Origin of the sequence: Bacillus sp. CR71, assembly GCF_003429245.1 — a bacterium.
Lineage (GTDB): Bacteria > Bacillota > Bacilli > Bacillales > Bacillaceae_G > Bacillus_A > Bacillus_A thuringiensis_S.
Window position 1 is genome coordinate 5,188,838 of record NZ_CP031748.1, and the last position, 16,314, is coordinate 5,205,151.

Consider the following 16,314-nt stretch of genomic DNA (forward strand, 5'->3'; position numbering starts at 1 on the left):
CGCTTTATAGTAAAAATAGGATATTTTCAGATAATCGACATAATTCTTTCAAAATATACACACACCTTTGTAACAAGTCCCCTCTATTTCAAACGTATTTTCACTATAAACTGATTGTAGATAATGTAAAAAAGGAGTGAATATTCATTATGTCCGACGTTCTGTTACTGAGTCGTTTTCAATTTGCAATTACTATTTTTTATCACTTTTTATTTGTACCTTTGACAATCGGACTTGTCATTTTAGTAGCATGTATGGAAACTCAATACGCCCGCACATTGAATCCAACATACCGTAAAATGGCAAATTTCTGGGGTAAATTATTTACAATTAACTTCGTAATGGGGATTATAACCGGGATTACGATGGAATTCCAATTTGGAACAAACTGGTCTGAGTACTCCAAATATATGGGAGATATTTTCGGATCACCTCTCGCAATTGAAGCACTTGTTGCCTTCTTCTTAGAATCTACTTTCATGGGAATATGGTTATTCGGTAAAGACAAAATTTCACCAAAGTTCCGTGCCTTCTGTATGTGGATGGTTGCACTTGGAACAAATATTTCCGCACTTTGGATTATTACAGCAAACGGCTTTATGCAAAACCCTGTTGGCTACGTAGTACGTAACGGCCGCGCTGAATTAAATGACTTCTGGGCACTCGTTACAAATCCATATGCTTGGAATATGTTCTTCCATACTGTCATTGGTTGTTATATCGTAGGTGCTTTCTTCGTTATGGCAATTAGTGCCTATCACTTATTACGTAAAAACGAAGTGGAATTCTTCAAAAAATCATTTAAGTTTGGTTTAATGCTAGGTTTATTCGCCGCAACAATTACACCGTTTATGGGACATCAATCTGGTGTATCAGCAGCTAAATATCAACCAGCAAAAGGAGCTGCGATGGAAGCAGTTTGGGAAACTGGAAAAGGACAAGGCTTCTCAATTGTTCAAATTCCTGATGTAAAAAATGAGAAGAACTTTGAATTCCTTACGATTCCAAAACTCGGAAGCTTCTTCTATACAAACTCATTTGATGGCGAAATTGTTGGTTTAAAAGATATTCCGAAAGATGAACGTCCAAATGTTAACCTCGTGTATTATAGCTTCCGCTTAATGGTTGCACTTGGTATGTTCTTTATGGCATTAACTTGGTACGGCTTCTATTTAAACCGAAAAGGAAAACTAGAAAACTCAAAACGTTATTTAAAAATTACAATATGGTCTGTCTTACTTCCTTATATCGCGATTAACGCAGGATGGATTGTCGCTGAAGTAGGTCGTCAACCATGGACAGTATATAAACTAATGCGTACAGCAGAATCTGTATCGCCTATATCAGTTCCACAAATTTGGTTCTCATTAATTAGTTTAATTTTGTTCTACACTTTACTTTTAATTGCAGACGTATACTTAATGCTGAAGTTCGCGAAAAAAGGACCTGCAGCATTAGAAGAACCTGCTACTGAGGGAGGTGTGGCTCATGTCTCATGATATGCTTGCAATCATCTGGTTTGGTTTATGGGGCGTGATTTGGACAGTTTACTTCATTCTTGATGGGTATGCACTTGGTAACGGAATGATTTTCCCTTTCGTTACGAAAGATCGACAAGAACGAAATCAATTACAAGAAGCAATTGGCCCATTCTGGGGCGGTAATGAAGTATGGTTAATTACAGCTGGTGGCGCAACATTTGCTGCCTTCCCAGTCACATATGCAAATATGTTTAGTTATCTCTATACACCGTTATTCTTAGTATTACTTGCACTATTTGCTCGTGCCGCTGGGCTGGAATTCATGCATAAAGATGATTCACCGATTTGGCAAAAAACTTGTAAATGGGCATTTGCAATTGGGAGTTTTTTAATTGCTTTCCTATTCGGTGTTACGTTCGCTAATCTTTATTACGGACTACAAATCGGAAAAAATGGTTATGAAGGAAATTTACTTAGCTTATTAAACCATTACGGTATTTTAGGAGGATTGTTCTTCACTGCTATATTTGTCGTATCCGGTGCCCTTTGGGTCATGATTAAAACGACTGGTGAAGTATCCGACCGTGCTTATAAAATCGCGAGACCGTTTTCAATGGCAGCAGCTATTATTTTAGCTATCTTCTATGTAGCAACTGCTAATCGGACAAACTTGTTCCAAAACTTTACGGAATATCCGGTACTATTCATTCTTCCAGTACTTGCAATGTTAATGAGTGTACTCGCACTTATTATGGTGTACAAACATAAAATTGGCCTTGCATTCACATTCGTTTGCCTAACAATCGCAATGTTTATGACAACTGGCTTTGCAGGTATGTTCCCAAGAATGTTACCATCTCGTATTAACGATGCATACAGTACAACGTTATACAACGCAGCTGGTAGTCAATTAAACTTAAAGATTATGTTCTTCGTTGCAATGGTCATGGTACCAATCGTTATTGGATATCAGCTTTGGAGCTACAGTATCTTTAAAAATAAAATTCATAAAGACTCTGCTAAAGGGTATCACTAAAATAAAAAAAGACACTTCGGTTGAAGTGTCTTTTTTATACGTATGATTTTTAATAAGATGTTATATTTCTAATCTAACAACTATAATACAGAAGAATCATTAACAGCTCACAGCTAGATTGTATCATAGGGCAACTTCATCATTTTATGCAATTTTACATATTGTGCTATAAAGTAAACTGTATCCCCTGGTCATTCACATCATTATCCCATACATCAGCTGTACTAATTCCGCTAAACGTTTGTACTTTCATTCCTGTATTTGATGATCCCGATCCATTGTAAGCTTTCGTCTTTTCAATCGGCTGTACGTTATATTTATCACCTACATTAATTGTTCCATTGCAGTTTTCAATAATAACACCTTCCACAACTGCTGGCATTTTGTCACCCACTTTCATTTCTTTACTTTTATTTTATGAAAATCGCCTAGAAAAATAGCATGTTTTAATAAGAAAAAGCACTCAAATTGAGTGCTTTTTCCTTAAGCATAAAGACAAGTTTGGAGACAGTTGACTTCTTCAAAATTTTATTAGGGGTAATATTTTGAAAAAGAAAGCCTTTCATATGTAGGTTAACACCACTGGAATATATAGTAAATTGATAATATTTATACGGAAGATTGCTAATGTTTAGTATAGATAGTTTACACTATGCTAACAGTGAAAACTATCTATACTAATAAAAAAAAAGTGCCTTCAAAGAAGCCACCTTTCAAAAACAGACACTATAAAACAGAATTATTTATTGTTATACGATTGTTAGATACAAAAAGTAGAGGGAAATGTTTGTATTAAATTCTGCTTTATAAAGTCTGTCTACAACTTATATTGTAATCCTCTTCATTTGAAAAAAAATATAATATGCACAATTACATACAAAAAGAAAAAGCACTCTACTGAGTGCCTCTTCAACCATTTTACTTTTAATATATCGCTTTGAATATATTGTAACATATGTATCCATATATTTTATTGAGAAAATTCAAAATCCTTTTTCTTTCATTTTTACTTATATAATCATGTAATATAAAAGGTATGTCAAATTCTTATACAAGTTGAGGTGTACTATATTTATGCTGTATTTTGGAATTATTCCTCTTATATTGTTTATTATTTTTCTTATCTCGTATTTAAAAGATCCGCGGAAAATAATAAACGGCTTTTTATTTAATGCCTTTATCTGTTCATTTCTATTATTTTGCGCTATAGCCTCATTTGAGTCTGGTAATAACGATTTACATTTTATCGTTATCATCCCCATGTTAGCACTACTTGTAATGATTCCTTTTGCTATAGTCGCTTTAATGTTCGGACTCTTTCTTAATGCAAAAATTTTAATGCAACGTGAAGGAAGACGCTTCACAAACTCTTTAACTTTAATTGCTGCTTTAGGGATTTTATTCTTTATAATGCTCCCTATCATAAATCCAGCAAATTTATTCTCAGAGCATTTTCAATTTATCTTTGCTGCTATCTCTCTTATAACTATGTATTTCTTTGTGCATTTATCTAACTTCTTAAGCGCATATTTTTTATATCAATTCAACAGACCAAGACGTAATCAAGATTTCATCATCGTTCTCGGTAGCGGCTTAATTAATGATAAAGTACCACCTTTACTTGCAAGTCGTATTAATAAAGCTATCGACTTTTATTGGAAACAAGCAGCTGTGAATACACCACCAACAATTATTTTCTCTGGTGGTCAAGGTCCAGATGAAGGCCTTCCAGAAGCGGAAGCGATGCAAAATTATGCTGTTGAAAAAGGAATTCCTCTTGAACATACAGTGCAAGAAAATCGCTCTGTAAACACATATCAAAATATGTTGTTCTCTAAAGAAATTATGGATTCTTTAAAAACAGAAGGTAAGTATAGAAGTATTTTTACAACGAATAATTTCCACCTTTTCCGCGCTGGTATATATGCAAGACAAGCTGGCCTTAATAGCCAAGGAATCGGATCAAAAACTGCATTTTATTACTGGCCTAACGCAATGATTCGTGAATATGTCGCAATTGTTGTTATGGGACGTAAGCGCCATATGAAAATATGTGGAACTATTTTAGGCTTCGCTTTATTCCTAACAGTAATTAGTTTTATTGTTTCTTAATAGCTATCAAATAAAAATTCCTCTGAATGCTTTATGCACAGGGGACTTTTTTATACCTTTTTGTTCATCAAATTTAAATAAATAACGTAACAGCATACAACACATTAATTATTCCAGAAATCACTCCAACAATAGCAAATGTTTTACTCGTACCCGTCACTTTTTTGTTTAAACCCAATATAGAAAATACGATAGCTACACTACCAATAAGCCCCCATAAGTTTATAAACCAAGATATTAATCCAGTGATGAAACCGACTAAAGAAAAAATTTCTATACTACTATTAGAACTGCTATTCGGAAAACTTCCCCCTACCGTTTTATAGCTAAGACTCTCCCCGCACTGCCCGCAAAACTTGTTGCCCTCGTTCGTTTCATTTCCACATTTCGTACAGTATCCCACATAACCCCCTCCCTAAGGTTAGTGCCCCAAATGTATATATCCATACTATTCATTCTACTTTTTCATATTAAAATTATGACCACTCTCTAATCTTCTACAGTTGTATTTAAAATAATAATATGGTCATAATATTCCCTGCATACATCCATTAAAGGAGAATTTTTTCAAATTAAATGTTAAAATAAAATTTAGGTGTGAATTATGTAACAAACAAGAAACTAGTTTGAAACGAGGAAATTATATGGAGAAAATTATCAAAAACAAGCCCAATAAGCTAAAAATTGCTTCGAAAGCTTTGATGATTATTATTGGGGCATTTATCACAGCGTACGGATTAGAAGCAGTATTAATTCCAAATAACGTATCAGACGGTGGTGTGACTGGTTTAAGTATCGTTAGTTCAAGATTATTTGGATTGCCATTAGGAGCTCTAATCGCAGTTATTAACATTCCTTTCGTTTGGTTAGGATATAAGCAAATCGGTAAAAGCTTTGCAATTTATTCTATTATTGGAATCGCTTCATTAGCAATAGGTACCGTTGTCATGCACGGAATACCAGCTATTATCGAAGGCGATACATTATTAGTTACAGTTGTTGGTGGTATTATTATCGGTTTTGGTATGGGACTAGCATTACGTAACGGTGGGGCATTAGATGGAATCGATATGCTAGCTGTATTGCTTTCTCGTAAGTTACCATTTGGAACGAGTGACCTTATTTTATTCTTAAACATGTTCGTATTTATTTTCGTATCAACGGTATTCGGCCTTCAAGGAGCTATCCTTTCGGCAATTGCTTACTTTATCGCTTCGAAAGTGATTCATATCGTTGAAGTTGGTTTAAGTGGTTCAAAAGCATTTAAAATTATCACAAAAGAGCCTGAATTAATGGTAGAAACAATTCGCGATCGTTTAGGCCGAAGTGCAACATATAACGAAGTATACGGTGGTTATTCAAGAGAGAAATTCAAAGAAATTTCTTGTGTAATTAACCGTTTAGAAGAAAGTAAAATGAAAGAACTTATTAATGAAATCGATCCACACGCCTTTATTACAGTTTATGACGTAGCAGAAGTAAAAGGCGGTAATTTCAAGAAACGTGATATTCATTAATCATTATGAAAAAGAGGGTGGGCCAACAATTTGGCACACCCTCTTCTTATTATTAAATCGCTATAGTTGTAAGTTTTTCCCAGTACGTAGATATATTTTTACTCGCCCCACCGACTCCCACGTTTAATCCACGCTACATACTTTTGAAAAGCCGTCACTTCATGTTGAAAACGCAGCGGGATATACAAAAATAAAGTGCATGTACACAGTATCCATAGAATACCTACTACAAAATGAAATTTCATTGTCGTGCTAATAAACAAGCTGAGGAATAATACAAGGAACATAATTACACTAAATCTTTTATACGTAGTCATACTATCCCCTCCTTATACTTCAATTGTACCAGTTATAAGGAATTAATTCCCATAACAAAAAAAGACCAAAAAGTAATTTACACTTTTCGGTCTCTACACTATCTTCTCTTCGTAATCTTTCCTGAACCACCGACCCTCGTTTTCGGGGGAGATGTATTCCTTGGCGGAGTTTTAATAGATGATTTCGGCTTCACATCTGATCCGCTTGAACCGCCTGGTGTTTTTGTAATTTTACCCTTGCTTCCAGTAGAGGGTGGGGGCGTCGTATTACTTCCTTTTTCAGTAATACTTCCCTTATCACCTACTGATGGTTTCGAATCTACATTATCGCCTCGCTTAATAATAGACCCTTTCCCTTCCTTCGTAATTGGAGGTGGGGTTTTCTTTTCTTCTTTCGTAGGTGGTCTCTCTGGAATGACTGGTTTATGATTTTGTCTGTCGTTATATCCTCGATAATCACCGTATGATGATTTTCGTGAACCAAATATATCGTTTAATATGCTACCCATAATATATCCTTGCAAGAAGGACGGTTGATAATTTTGACGGACAAATTCTTTATTACTTATTTCAATTAACGTATCCGATGGTTTCTCTTTATCCTTTTGCAAGTTATAAATCTTGTCAGAATAAACGAGGAACATTTGATTTTCGTCTTCTTTAGATGCTTGCTTCGGTTCTCTTTCGTTAATGAGTTCCTTCGCTACTTCAGGAACTGACCGATTGGCGGCCCTATACACGTAAGATTCTTGTTTACCTTCCTTTGCGACAGACTCAAGTGGATAACGGTCTTGAATCGACTTTGTCTGCCCGCCTTGACAACCTGATAAGGCATAACCAGCAACAACAAGTAATATAACGATAGCAAGTATAGGGATCACAAACGATTTAATCATGGTAAACAATCGGTTTGACATGATTACGCCCCCTTACGTTGCTCTTATAATTTGTACATCAGCAGGAATGATTGCTTCTCCCTCATACATCATTGTGCGACCATTTTGCCATTCAATACGCAATAATTTTCGATTATCTGATTGGAATTCCCATACGTACTGTTCCTCTGAAGCTGAGAATGGTGTTTTCCCCATCACAACAACACGTCCGTTATATTGTTCTTCCATATGGTACTCAGTATCATCCATTTCAATTGTCGTCGGAATTTCATCAATTGAATCTAAGCGACCATCAATTGGAGTATATAATTTGTAATACGTATTTTCACGATCTTCAATTTTTAAATAACGAATATCTTTTCCATCTTGCAGTGTTAAAACAATTTCTTTACGAGAATGCATACTCGTTTTCCCAGTCAATTCGTACATAACTAATGAAACTTCAATCATATCGCCAGGAGCTAACGTTAAAAGACTCTTTTCCGGCTTCGGTGGCTCTGGGCTTTTCATTATATTTTTAATTCGTTTAAATAAACTCATGATCTACCCCTCCTTTTCTCTTTATAAACAAGCACCTAAAATTAGTGCACCAACAATATGTAATGATCCAGCTAACATCGCATGTGCAACGCTACCTTCTTTCGTACCTTCTTCTAAATCTAAGCCAGACATTTTCTTTAACACAAATTCGATAAACATTTCTACAACTAATAAAATAACGAAAGAAACTGCTGAAGCAAGAAGCGCCTGCCATAAGTCATTTGCTTTCGTGATTGATTGAGATAAAATGTATCCTTGTGCAAATAATTTCATAATAAAACGAGTTGTTACAGCTGTATTTCCATTTTTGATTTCTTTTAAATCATTGTATTTTGTAAAAATTGAATCAACCCACATAATTGCAAATAAAAGTACTGCACTCGCTCCAGTCCATACAAGCATGGCAACTACATTCATCCATGTCATTGCAAAACCTCCTCAAAAATATAATAGAAAACCGACATGAATTTGTTTAGACATGTCGGTTCATTTGTCTTTATTCTATATTATTTCTCATACTGCTTCATAATACGAGCCAATTCATCGTCAACAGCAGCATTTTTGTTTAAGCTTGCGAATTCATCATCTAATGACTTTTCTTTCTTATAAACTTCACCGCTTGCTTCCGCTTCAGCCTCTAATTGAAGAGCTTTCTCTTCCATACGGCTTAAACCAGCTTTTGCTGAATTTGAATCAAATCCAGACATTGCCTGATTAATATTTTTCTGTGCTTTCGCTGCATTTACACGTGCTACAAGTGTTTCACGTTTATTTTTCAGCTCTGTTAATTGCTTGCGCATTTCTTCTAGCTTAAGGCGCAGGTTATCAGCAGCAGCTTTATTTTGCTCGTAGCTTGCTTTATATTCATTCATTTTTTGCTCTGCATTTTGTTTTTCTTCTAATGCACGGCGCGCAAGATCTAAGTTATTAGCTTGAACAGCCATATGAGCTTGCTCTTCACGTTTTTTCACAAGTGCTTCTTGCTCTTCAAATAATATTTTGAATTTCTTCTCAAGTGCGATTTGAGCTGCTACACTTTTCTCAGCTTCTTGTACATCGGCTTGCATATCGCGTAAATATTGATCAGTCATCTTAACTGGATCTTCCGCTTTTTCAATTAATGAATACACATTTGACATTGTTAAATCTCTTAATCGTTTAAATACAGACATCTAAATTCCTCCTATGATAAACCTCATATTTCAAATTCACTACTTGGAAAACTGAAAAATCTCCCTTTACAGTAAAGAATATTCATTTTACAGCCTATTTGTTTATTATAACAAAACTAATATGTCCTTACATGTTATTTCCAAAATACATCCATTATAATATGACATTCTATATACAATATTGTATTTATAATATATTCTCATTATCCCTCTTTGAAATTAACTTACTTTTGTGCGATTTCACTAAATTACATAAGTGTAATGTTACTGTAAGCTAACTCGATAGTTGCATTCTGATATTTCTTATACACTAATACCAGAAGCAACAAACAAGCTTCTTCACATGTAAGCAATAATACAAAAATTGTATTTACTATAAAACATATAAAAGGAGAAATCATCATGAAAAAATTAGTAGGAATCGGATTAGCAGCAGCAATTTCATTTGGTGCATTATCAGGTTGTTCTTTATTAGGAGAGAAAGCGAACGGTTTTGTACTGTACGGCTCAGAAGAACAAGTTCAGCAAATTACAGATAAAAACAAAAAAGAAGTGAAAGAAAAAGACTTCTATAAAATGAAAATGACAACATTAGATGGTAAAAAAGTTCTTGTAATGGATAAGAAAACTGGTGAAGAACTAGTGAAAAAAGAGTTACTTAGCAAAGTTGATGAAAAAGACAACACGAAACCACTTGATAAATTACCAGCTGTAACAACAGAACAAGGTTTATTATTTGCAAAAGAAAAAGTAGAAAATGCTACACTTGATGGGGCAAAATTAAAATATGAAGGCAACACAATTATCGGAAGTGGCCGTGCATATACAGATATGTATGCGATTGTCGATGACGCAACTTACAACAGTGTAAAAGGTGATGAAAAATCTGTAGGTGTATTAAAATTTGATAAAGACCCAAGTAAAGAGTTCCCTGGTTACAAAGGCGTCGAAGCTTCTCAACTTGTAAAAATTAAAAAGTAAAACAAAAAAGCTTTGCAATTCGCAAAGCTTTTTTCTATTTATTATGAGCAATTTGTTCCATATCCGGATTACAAGTTTTCGACTGACATGACTTATTTAAAGAACATGCTGCGCATTTTCCTTTTTTACTTCTCTTTACAAAATTAACTAACGTGTATGCTGCATAACCAAAAATGATAGCTCCAATTATAATATTGACCATCATTATACATCTCCTTTTAGAATCCTAGTAAAGATCCAACTTGGTATATAATAAGCGTTAATACATAAGCAACAACGAGTGGATAAACGACTGAGAAAATCGTCCATTTCGCTGATCCTGTTTCACGTTTAATAACAGCCACCGTCGCTAAACATGGAACATATAATAAAATAAAGAACATAAATGCATAAGCTGATAATGCTGTATAATGTGCTCCCATTACGTTTCCAAGCACATCTTCTTTAACTGCATAAATAATTGCCATTGTAGAAACGACAACTTCTTTTGCTAAAAATCCTGTTAAAAGGGATGCTGCAGCTTGCCACGTTCCGAAGCCGAGCGGTGCAAATAACGGTGCGATAAACCCACCAATCATCGCTAAGTAACTGTCTCCCATATCAACACCAAATCCTGATGGACCTGCATAGTTTAATAACCAAATGACAACAGAACCACCAAAGATGAATGTACCTGCTTTACGAACAAATCCTTTCCCTTTCTCCCACGTGCTTAGCCATAACGTTTTCGCTTGTGGCACGCGGTAAGGAGGTAGTTCAATTACGAAAATAGACTTTTCCGCTTTTAAAATTGTAAGAGACATAATTTTTGTAACTAGTAATGCAAGAACAATACCTGCAACATATAAAGAAAATACAACAGTTGCCTGACTATGAGGGAAGAATACGCCCGCAAATAATGCGTATACAGGCAAACGTGCCGAACAAGACATAAATGGTGTTACAAGAACTGTAAGTAAACGTTCTTTTTCTTGTTCAATCGTTCTCGCTGCCATAATACCTGGAACGTTACATCCAAAACCGATAATCATCGGAATAAACGCTTTTCCGTTTAAACCGAAGAACTCCATAATTCGATCCATAACAACTGCAATTCGCGCCATATATCCTGAGTCTTCTAATAATGAAATGAAAAAGAATAGTGCAAAGATTTGTGGTACGAATACTAATACAGCACCAACACCGGCAATAATACCTTCTGTAACGAGCGCTTGAATAAAATGAGAAGCTCCAATACTTGTAAGTCCAACCGTCACCCAATCCGTAAGCTGGCCACCAAAAAACTCATCTAACATATCCGATAAAGGTGTCCCAATCCACGTAAACGTAACCTGAAAAATAAAAAACATAACTGCTAAAAAGATTGGAAGTCCTAAAATTTTATGCGTAATTAGTCTATCAATTTTTTCCGAAAAAGGAATTTTCCCTTCTTTCTCATGCTTCATAACATTTGTTTTTAACTTTTCAATATACGCTTCACGAGTTTTGTAAATGTGCTCTTCCAACGTACAATCAAGTTTTCCCTCTAGGCGAGATCGAATGGCTACAAGTTCCTTATAAATTGGTAATGCTTTTATTTCTTTTTCTACTACTTCGTTATTGCTTAAAAATTGAAGTGCTAACCATCTCGGATGCTCGTAATTCGCTTTCTCTAAAAGAGAAATTACCTCTTCAATTCCTTCATCCATTTGTACACCATATGAAATAATGAATGGTTTTTTCTCGTTTTTGTCATTTTCTTTAAGGGTCGCAAGTAGTTCTTCACAACCTTTTCCACTTCTTGCAACGACAGGAACGACTGTTACGCCTAATAATTCGGATAAACGTTTTACATCGATCACAATTCCTCTTTGCTTCGCCACATCAACCATATTTAGACCAATTGAAACTGGCTTGCCAAATTCGAGCAACTGCAACGTTAAATGCATATTTCGTTCAAACTGCGAAGAATCCACAATATTTAACATATGCTGAAATTCTTCTGTTAATAGAAAGTTTGTTACAACACCTTCATCACGTGAAACTGGATTTAAATCATAAACACCTGGTAAATCAATTAATGTTCCTTGTCTATCTTTTAATTTACCAACCTTTTTTTCTACTGTTACACCGCTCCAGTTTCCTACGTATTCATAAGAACCAGTAAGTGCATTAAATAATGATGTCTTTCCTGTATTTGGATTCCCTAGCAAAGCAACCTTATTCACGCTAATTCCACCTTTATCATTTTCGCGTCACAATGACGAATACTAATTAACTGTCCACGACACTCCAATGTACAAGGACCTTTGAACATCGCCTTTTGCTTCATACGAAGTTCGCTTCCTTCAGAAAGACCGAAAGCAGCCAATCTTCTCTTTAGTAAATAATCTAAAGACTGAACACTTTTCACTAGCACTTTCTCACCGATTTTAATATCTACTAAGCTCATAACCTTCCCCCTCCGAAGAGAATGATAATTATTTTCAGAAGAATTATAGCACACTCTATTTCTCTTGTACTATACCCTTTTGCTTCATATTTATTAACATTTCGCTACAATTCTATTTCAATAATTGTCATAACAGATTCGTTTGCCATTCCCATCCATTTCGCTTACAATAAACAATAACAAATAAAGAATCTCGTTATCACTGGGGGAGCCATGCCGCTGAGAGGGAACACTTCGTTCCGACCCTTCGAACCTGTTAGTTAATGCTAACGCAGGGATTGTGCAAACGTCCGAAATACATACCTCTTTTCATTTACGTATTTCGTATCCTCCTATGATATCTATTCTTTTTTGTACAACTTGGATTTAGGGGGAGACAACATGCGTAACACCAATTTACAAGCGATGATTGAATCTGCTATTCTTGCAGCCTTCGCCATGGTCATCGACATTTTACCACTTTCAATAAAAATATCAGCTACAGGCGGTTCTATATCTTTTGCAATGATTCCTATTTTTATTATCGCTTATCGCTGGGGTTTCAAAATGGCTTTCTTAGGAGGCTTAATTTGGGGATTATTACAAATTGTCGTAGGCGATGCCATTATCGTAACACCAATTCAAGTATTAATTGAATACTTCATTGCTTTCGCATTCATTGGGTTTGCTGGTTTATTCTATCGTCCAATTCAAAAGGCGCTTTTAACATCCAATGAAAATAACGAAGAACAATCAAACTTAGGTAGCCGTAAAGACAAACCTTCATCAAAACCAAACCAAGGGAAGAAAGTAATTGGATATATTATCGTCGCTACTTTTATCGGTAGTCTAGCTCGTTACTTCTGTCACTTTATCGCTGGTATCATTTTCTGGGGACAATATGCACCAAAAGGACAATCAGCAGCTCTATATTCTTTAATATTTAACGGTAGTACAATGATTGGTTCCTATATTCTATGTACCGTTTTACTTATATTTTTATTTATCACTTCACCACGTTTATTCAAAAGCATCAGTGCTTATCAAATGAATACACAAAAAAAGGGCGCTTAATGAGCGCTCTTTTTTCATATCGTAATATCAATTAAAAATACAATAAATGCACAAAAGAAAATAAATACCATTATACTTAGCCAATTGCTATGCACGGTTCATCGACTCCTTACATAACCTCGTTTTCTAACCAGATTATATCGTTTAAAAATAAAGATTAGGTAAAGATAGTATGAAAATAAATTAAAAAAAGCGTAGCATGCATTATCTACGCTTTTTTCGGTAAGTAAAAGTAAAATAATACACCGTCTCCTGTATTCTTTACTCCATATTCAGCATCGTGTAATTCTAAAATATTTTTAGAAATAGCAAGCCCAAGTCCCGTCCCACCTTGTGAACGCTGCCGAGCTGCATCCACGCGATAAAAGCGATCCCAAATTTTATCTAATTGTTCTTCTTCAATGTGAGTACCTTTATTTTCAATGCACACTTTTATACGATCTTTATCATCTATTGTCGAAATAATAATATCCTCTTTATTTGGTGTATAACGTATTGCATTCGTAATGAAGTTCACAATGACTTGTTCAATTCGGCCTTGATTTGCAATCACTTCAAATGAACGTATATTTTTATGAACATGAAGTTCTTTTTTCTCTATTTCCACAGATAGATGTTCACATATATCTTCAATTACTGTATCAATATAAAACGAAGACTTTTTCATTTTATATGTACCAGATTCAAATTTAGCTAACTCAAGCATATCCAAAATTAAAGTATCCATTTTGTCTACTTCTCTCTCCATCGCCTGAAAATAATACTCTTTTTTATGCTCAGCTACCCCGTCTTTTAAAATGGAAATACAACTTTTCATAATACTCAGCGGTGTTTTCAATTCATGCGAAACACCAGAAATGAATTCTTTCCGTGTATTTTCTAACTTTCTTTCCTTTTCAATATCTTGTTCAAGCTGTCCGATATGAGAATTTAATTTGTTAGAAAGTATATTAATATTTTTCGATAAATCACCAATTTCATCTTTTGAAGTAATCGGTATTTTTTCTGTAAAATCTAAATGCGCTATTTTCTTCGTCGTATCATTTATTTTTAATAACGGTTTGGCAATTTGCTTTGAATAATAAAACGAAGCTAAAAAAATAAGAACGACTACAAATGCAATGATGTATATGTAATAATCTTGCACCATTTGTACAGCTTCATCTACAGGCTGTAAAGAAGCCATTGCATATATATATGCTACTGATCCGTCTTTTTCTTTTATTGGCTTAATTAATAATTTATATTTTATATCATTCTTTTCATAATCTATTGTTTGTGTTGTATATCGTATTTTATTGCTTTCTTTTAATAATAAATCGGTTTGAAAACCCTTAATATTATCTAAAAATATGCTATTTTTATAAATTGGATTCACAGGACCGTTTACATCTGGTAACTGTACTTTTGTAACACGTCCTCCTATGTAAACGCCTAATTCCTGAGCAGCTTCTTCCTGTACGGCTGGTTTCTTTTCCTTAGCAAGTTGCTCCCCAGCCGCTCTCTTTTTCTCCTCATCTAATTTTATTTTCTCCTGAAATGCTTTTTCTAACGGTTTATTAGATCCACTTAAATTCTGCTTAGATAAAGAAAAAGAGAATGGAATAAAACTATCTTCTTTTCTCACTCCAGAAAAATAAATCTCTTGTCCTAAAAACTGCTCTAATGATTTATTATCAATCTCCTCTATATTGACGAGATTGTATAAGGGTATCTTGAATAGTTGTTGTCCAAAGCTCTTTTGTTGCCTACGATCTATCGTTACCTCAAAATAAAAATCATCCACATGTTTTAAATTCCCATTCTGATCTAGTGTCGTAATCCACGTATTATTTTCCCTAAAAAAGTCTTGCTCAAGTTTCTGAATTCCTTCTGCATTTCCTGTGTAGTTTAGATAATTCTTCTCAAAGGAATTTAAATTCACTTTAATATCTTCCACTTTTCGATTCGCATAATATTGTTTAAAAAATATCGTTTGTCCAATAAATATCGTCGCTAAAATCAACATACATAATGCTGTTGTAAGAGTAAATAATTTTAGTACAATTCCTTTCTTCATACATTTCCCTCAAATTTATAACCTGTTCGTACTACAGTTGTAATGTACTTTGCCTTCTCTCCTAATTTATTTCTTAAATTACGAATATGACTATTAACCGTTCGATCATCACCAGCAAATTCATATCCCCAAATTCTTGAAATTAATTGTTCCCTTGTTAGTACAATTCCTTGGTTTTTCATGAAATACACTAATATTTCAAACTCCGTATGCGTTAAACTAACATCTGCCTCATCAACAGTAACAGTACGTGACGGAAAATGAACTTGGATGCCATGAATCGATAACGTATCATCTTCATTCTCTAAAGGTTTCTTCGATGCCTTTCTACTTTCTAATAATCGTTTCGCTCTTGCTAATAGAATGGGTGGACTATACGGCTTCGTCACATAGTCATCTGCCCCAAGTTCAAAACCAAGTAACGTATCATCTTCATCTACGCGCGCCGTCAGCATAATAATAGGCACCTCGGACGTCTTCCTAATTCTTCGGCAAACAGACCATCCATCGAGTTCTGGCAACATAATATCTAAAATAACTAAATCAACTTCTTCTTCCTCAAATACAACTAAAGCCTCTTTCCCGTCCCTCGCTTCAAACACTACATATTGTTCACTTAAAAAATAATCTTTTAATATTTCACGTAATATATCTTCATCTTCAACAATTAAAATGTTTTTTGACATAACTTATATATCCCCCTCCTGCTTTCAGAAACT

General features: G+C 34.6%; 18 protein-coding genes and 1 riboswitch. Of the genes, 6 read left to right on the forward strand and 12 right to left on the reverse strand.

Annotated elements, in window-relative coordinates:
- Window positions 1–149 precede the first annotated feature (149 nt).
- Window positions 150–1,499 (forward strand): cytochrome ubiquinol oxidase subunit I, encoded by a 1,350-nt coding sequence (gene cydA / locus DOS87_RS26205; RefSeq protein WP_001286166.1) that lies wholly within the window; start codon window positions 150–152, stop codon window positions 1,497–1,499.
- On the forward strand, window positions 1,489–2,517 hold the full coding sequence (gene cydB / locus DOS87_RS26210) for a cytochrome d ubiquinol oxidase subunit II (RefSeq protein WP_000017662.1): 1,029 nt from the start codon (window positions 1,489–1,491) through the stop codon (window positions 2,515–2,517). The genes cydA and cydB overlap by 11 nt, the downstream gene beginning before the upstream one ends.
- A 166-nt stretch (window positions 2,518–2,683) precedes the next feature.
- On the opposite strand, the gene DOS87_RS26215 is transcribed toward cydB, so the two are convergent.
- Window positions 2,684–2,917 carry a spore germination protein gene (locus tag DOS87_RS26215; RefSeq protein ID WP_002005871.1) on the reverse strand — a complete coding sequence of 78 codons (234 nt, stop codon included), beginning with the start codon at window positions 2,915–2,917 and terminating at the stop codon, window positions 2,684–2,686.
- Window positions 2,918–3,594: 677 nt separating this feature from the next.
- Between DOS87_RS26215 and DOS87_RS26220 the strand changes: the two genes are divergently transcribed.
- Complete coding sequence (locus DOS87_RS26220; protein ID WP_057187512.1) at window positions 3,595–4,629, forward strand: YdcF family protein; 1,035 nt, start codon at window positions 3,595–3,597, stop codon at window positions 4,627–4,629.
- Between the two features lie 73 nt (window positions 4,630–4,702).
- On the opposite strand, the gene DOS87_RS26225 is transcribed toward DOS87_RS26220, so the two are convergent.
- Window positions 4,703–5,032: a zinc ribbon domain-containing protein gene (locus tag DOS87_RS26225; RefSeq protein ID WP_000540175.1), complete on the reverse strand. Its 330-nt coding sequence runs from the start codon at window positions 5,030–5,032 to the stop codon at window positions 4,703–4,705.
- Between the two features lie 241 nt (window positions 5,033–5,273).
- Here DOS87_RS26225 and DOS87_RS26230 point away from each other — a divergent pair, with 241 nt between their 5' ends.
- A complete protein-coding gene (locus DOS87_RS26230; RefSeq protein WP_000411240.1) occupies window positions 5,274–6,146 on the forward strand; it encodes a YitT family protein in 873 nt (290 codons plus the stop codon).
- Window positions 6,147–6,244: 98 nt separating this feature from the next.
- Here DOS87_RS26230 and DOS87_RS26235 read toward each other — a convergent pair whose 3' ends face one another.
- From DOS87_RS26235 to DOS87_RS26255, 5 genes are all read right to left on the reverse strand, one after another.
- Window positions 6,245–6,463: a hypothetical protein gene (locus DOS87_RS26235; RefSeq protein ID WP_000214757.1), complete on the reverse strand. Its 219-nt coding sequence runs from the start codon at window positions 6,461–6,463 to the stop codon at window positions 6,245–6,247.
- A 98-nt stretch (window positions 6,464–6,561) separates the two neighbouring features.
- On the reverse strand, window positions 6,562–7,380 hold the full coding sequence (locus DOS87_RS26240; RefSeq protein ID WP_000071190.1) for a DUF4247 domain-containing protein: 819 nt from the start codon (window positions 7,378–7,380) through the stop codon (window positions 6,562–6,564).
- A 12-nt stretch (window positions 7,381–7,392) separates the two neighbouring features.
- Window positions 7,393–7,899, reverse strand: a complete 507-nt coding sequence (locus tag DOS87_RS26245) for a DUF4178 domain-containing protein (RefSeq protein WP_000051750.1) — start codon at window positions 7,897–7,899, stop codon at window positions 7,393–7,395.
- 21 nt (window positions 7,900–7,920) lie between these two features.
- Window positions 7,921–8,325: a DUF350 domain-containing protein gene (locus DOS87_RS26250; RefSeq protein ID WP_000220087.1), complete on the reverse strand. Its 405-nt coding sequence runs from the start codon at window positions 8,323–8,325 to the stop codon at window positions 7,921–7,923.
- Window positions 8,326–8,405: 80 nt separating this feature from the next.
- A complete protein-coding gene (locus DOS87_RS26255) occupies window positions 8,406–9,071 on the reverse strand; it encodes a PspA/IM30 family protein (protein ID WP_151525358.1) in 666 nt (221 codons plus the stop codon).
- Between the two features lie 402 nt (window positions 9,072–9,473).
- Here DOS87_RS26255 and DOS87_RS26260 point away from each other — a divergent pair, with 402 nt between their 5' ends.
- Window positions 9,474–10,052, forward strand: coding sequence for a lipoprotein BA_5634 family protein (locus tag DOS87_RS26260; protein ID WP_000737467.1), 579 nt, complete (start codon window positions 9,474–9,476; stop codon window positions 10,050–10,052).
- 34 nt (window positions 10,053–10,086) lie between these two features.
- Here the strand turns inward: DOS87_RS26260 and DOS87_RS26265 are convergent, their stop codons facing one another.
- The 3 genes from DOS87_RS26265 to DOS87_RS26275 are packed head-to-tail and all read right to left on the reverse strand — an operon-like array spanning window position 10,087 to window position 12,483.
- Entirely contained in the window at window positions 10,087–10,257 is a 171-nt protein-coding gene (locus DOS87_RS26265; protein WP_000989591.1) for a FeoB-associated Cys-rich membrane protein, read from the reverse strand.
- Window positions 10,258–10,270: 13 nt separating this feature from the next.
- Window positions 10,271–12,259 (reverse strand): ferrous iron transport protein B, encoded by a 1,989-nt coding sequence (gene feoB / locus DOS87_RS26270; protein WP_001044862.1) that lies wholly within the window; start codon window positions 12,257–12,259, stop codon window positions 10,271–10,273.
- On the reverse strand, window positions 12,256–12,483 hold the full coding sequence (locus DOS87_RS26275) for a FeoA family protein (RefSeq protein WP_000060521.1): 228 nt from the start codon (window positions 12,481–12,483) through the stop codon (window positions 12,256–12,258). The genes feoB and DOS87_RS26275 overlap by 4 nt, the downstream gene beginning before the upstream one ends.
- A 194-nt stretch (window positions 12,484–12,677) precedes the next feature.
- Window positions 12,678–12,779: riboswitch (TPP riboswitch) on the forward strand.
- Between the two features lie 85 nt (window positions 12,780–12,864).
- Here DOS87_RS26275 and thiT point away from each other — a divergent pair.
- Window positions 12,865–13,536, forward strand: a complete 672-nt coding sequence (thiT, locus tag DOS87_RS26280; RefSeq protein WP_106082378.1) for an energy-coupled thiamine transporter ThiT — start codon at window positions 12,865–12,867, stop codon at window positions 13,534–13,536.
- A 208-nt stretch (window positions 13,537–13,744) separates the two neighbouring features.
- Here thiT and DOS87_RS26285 read toward each other — a convergent pair whose 3' ends face one another.
- Both DOS87_RS26285 and DOS87_RS26290 read right to left on the reverse strand, forming a co-directional pair.
- Complete coding sequence (locus DOS87_RS26285; protein ID WP_000715418.1) at window positions 13,745–15,595, reverse strand: sensor histidine kinase; 1,851 nt, start codon at window positions 15,593–15,595, stop codon at window positions 13,745–13,747.
- On the reverse strand, window positions 15,592–16,281 hold the full coding sequence (locus DOS87_RS26290; protein WP_000041850.1) for a response regulator transcription factor: 690 nt from the start codon (window positions 16,279–16,281) through the stop codon (window positions 15,592–15,594). Before DOS87_RS26290 ends, DOS87_RS26285 begins: the two co-directional genes overlap by 4 nt.
- Window positions 16,282–16,314 lie beyond the last annotated feature (33 nt).

Bases quoted from the DNA above. Each gene is read 5' to 3' on its own strand.
- DOS87_RS26265 (WP_000989591.1), bottom strand. From the start codon at position 10,257: ATGATGGTCAATATTATAATTGGAGCTATCATTTTTGGTTATGCAGCA.
- DOS87_RS26235 (WP_000214757.1), bottom strand. From the start codon at position 6,463: ATGACTACGTATAAAAGATTTAGTGTAATTATGTTCCTTGTATTATTC.
- DOS87_RS26290 (WP_000041850.1), bottom strand. From the start codon at position 16,281: ATGTCAAAAAACATTTTAATTGTTGAAGATGAAGATATATTACGTGAA.
- DOS87_RS26245 (WP_000051750.1), bottom strand. From the start codon at position 7,899: ATGAGTTTATTTAAACGAATTAAAAATATAATGAAAAGCCCAGAGCCA.
- cydB (WP_000017662.1), top strand. From the start codon at position 1,489: ATGTCTCATGATATGCTTGCAATCATCTGGTTTGGTTTATGGGGCGTG.
- DOS87_RS26275 (WP_000060521.1), bottom strand. From the start codon at position 12,483: ATGAGCTTAGTAGATATTAAAATCGGTGAGAAAGTGCTAGTGAAAAGT.
- DOS87_RS26215 (WP_002005871.1), bottom strand. From the start codon at position 2,917: ATGAAAGTGGGTGACAAAATGCCAGCAGTTGTGGAAGGTGTTATTATT.
- DOS87_RS26255 (WP_151525358.1), bottom strand. From the start codon at position 9,071: ATGTCTGTATTTAAACGATTAAGAGATTTAACAATGTCAAATGTGTAT.
- DOS87_RS26285 (WP_000715418.1), bottom strand. From the start codon at position 15,595: ATGAAGAAAGGAATTGTACTAAAATTATTTACTCTTACAACAGCATTA.
- DOS87_RS26230 (WP_000411240.1), top strand. From the start codon at position 5,274: ATGGAGAAAATTATCAAAAACAAGCCCAATAAGCTAAAAATTGCTTCG.
- thiT (WP_106082378.1), top strand. From the start codon at position 12,865: ATGCGTAACACCAATTTACAAGCGATGATTGAATCTGCTATTCTTGCA.
- DOS87_RS26240 (WP_000071190.1), bottom strand. From the start codon at position 7,380: ATGTCAAACCGATTGTTTACCATGATTAAATCGTTTGTGATCCCTATA.
- cydA (WP_001286166.1), top strand. From the start codon at position 150: ATGTCCGACGTTCTGTTACTGAGTCGTTTTCAATTTGCAATTACTATT.
- DOS87_RS26250 (WP_000220087.1), bottom strand. From the start codon at position 8,325: ATGACATGGATGAATGTAGTTGCCATGCTTGTATGGACTGGAGCGAGT.
- DOS87_RS26260 (WP_000737467.1), top strand. From the start codon at position 9,474: ATGAAAAAATTAGTAGGAATCGGATTAGCAGCAGCAATTTCATTTGGT.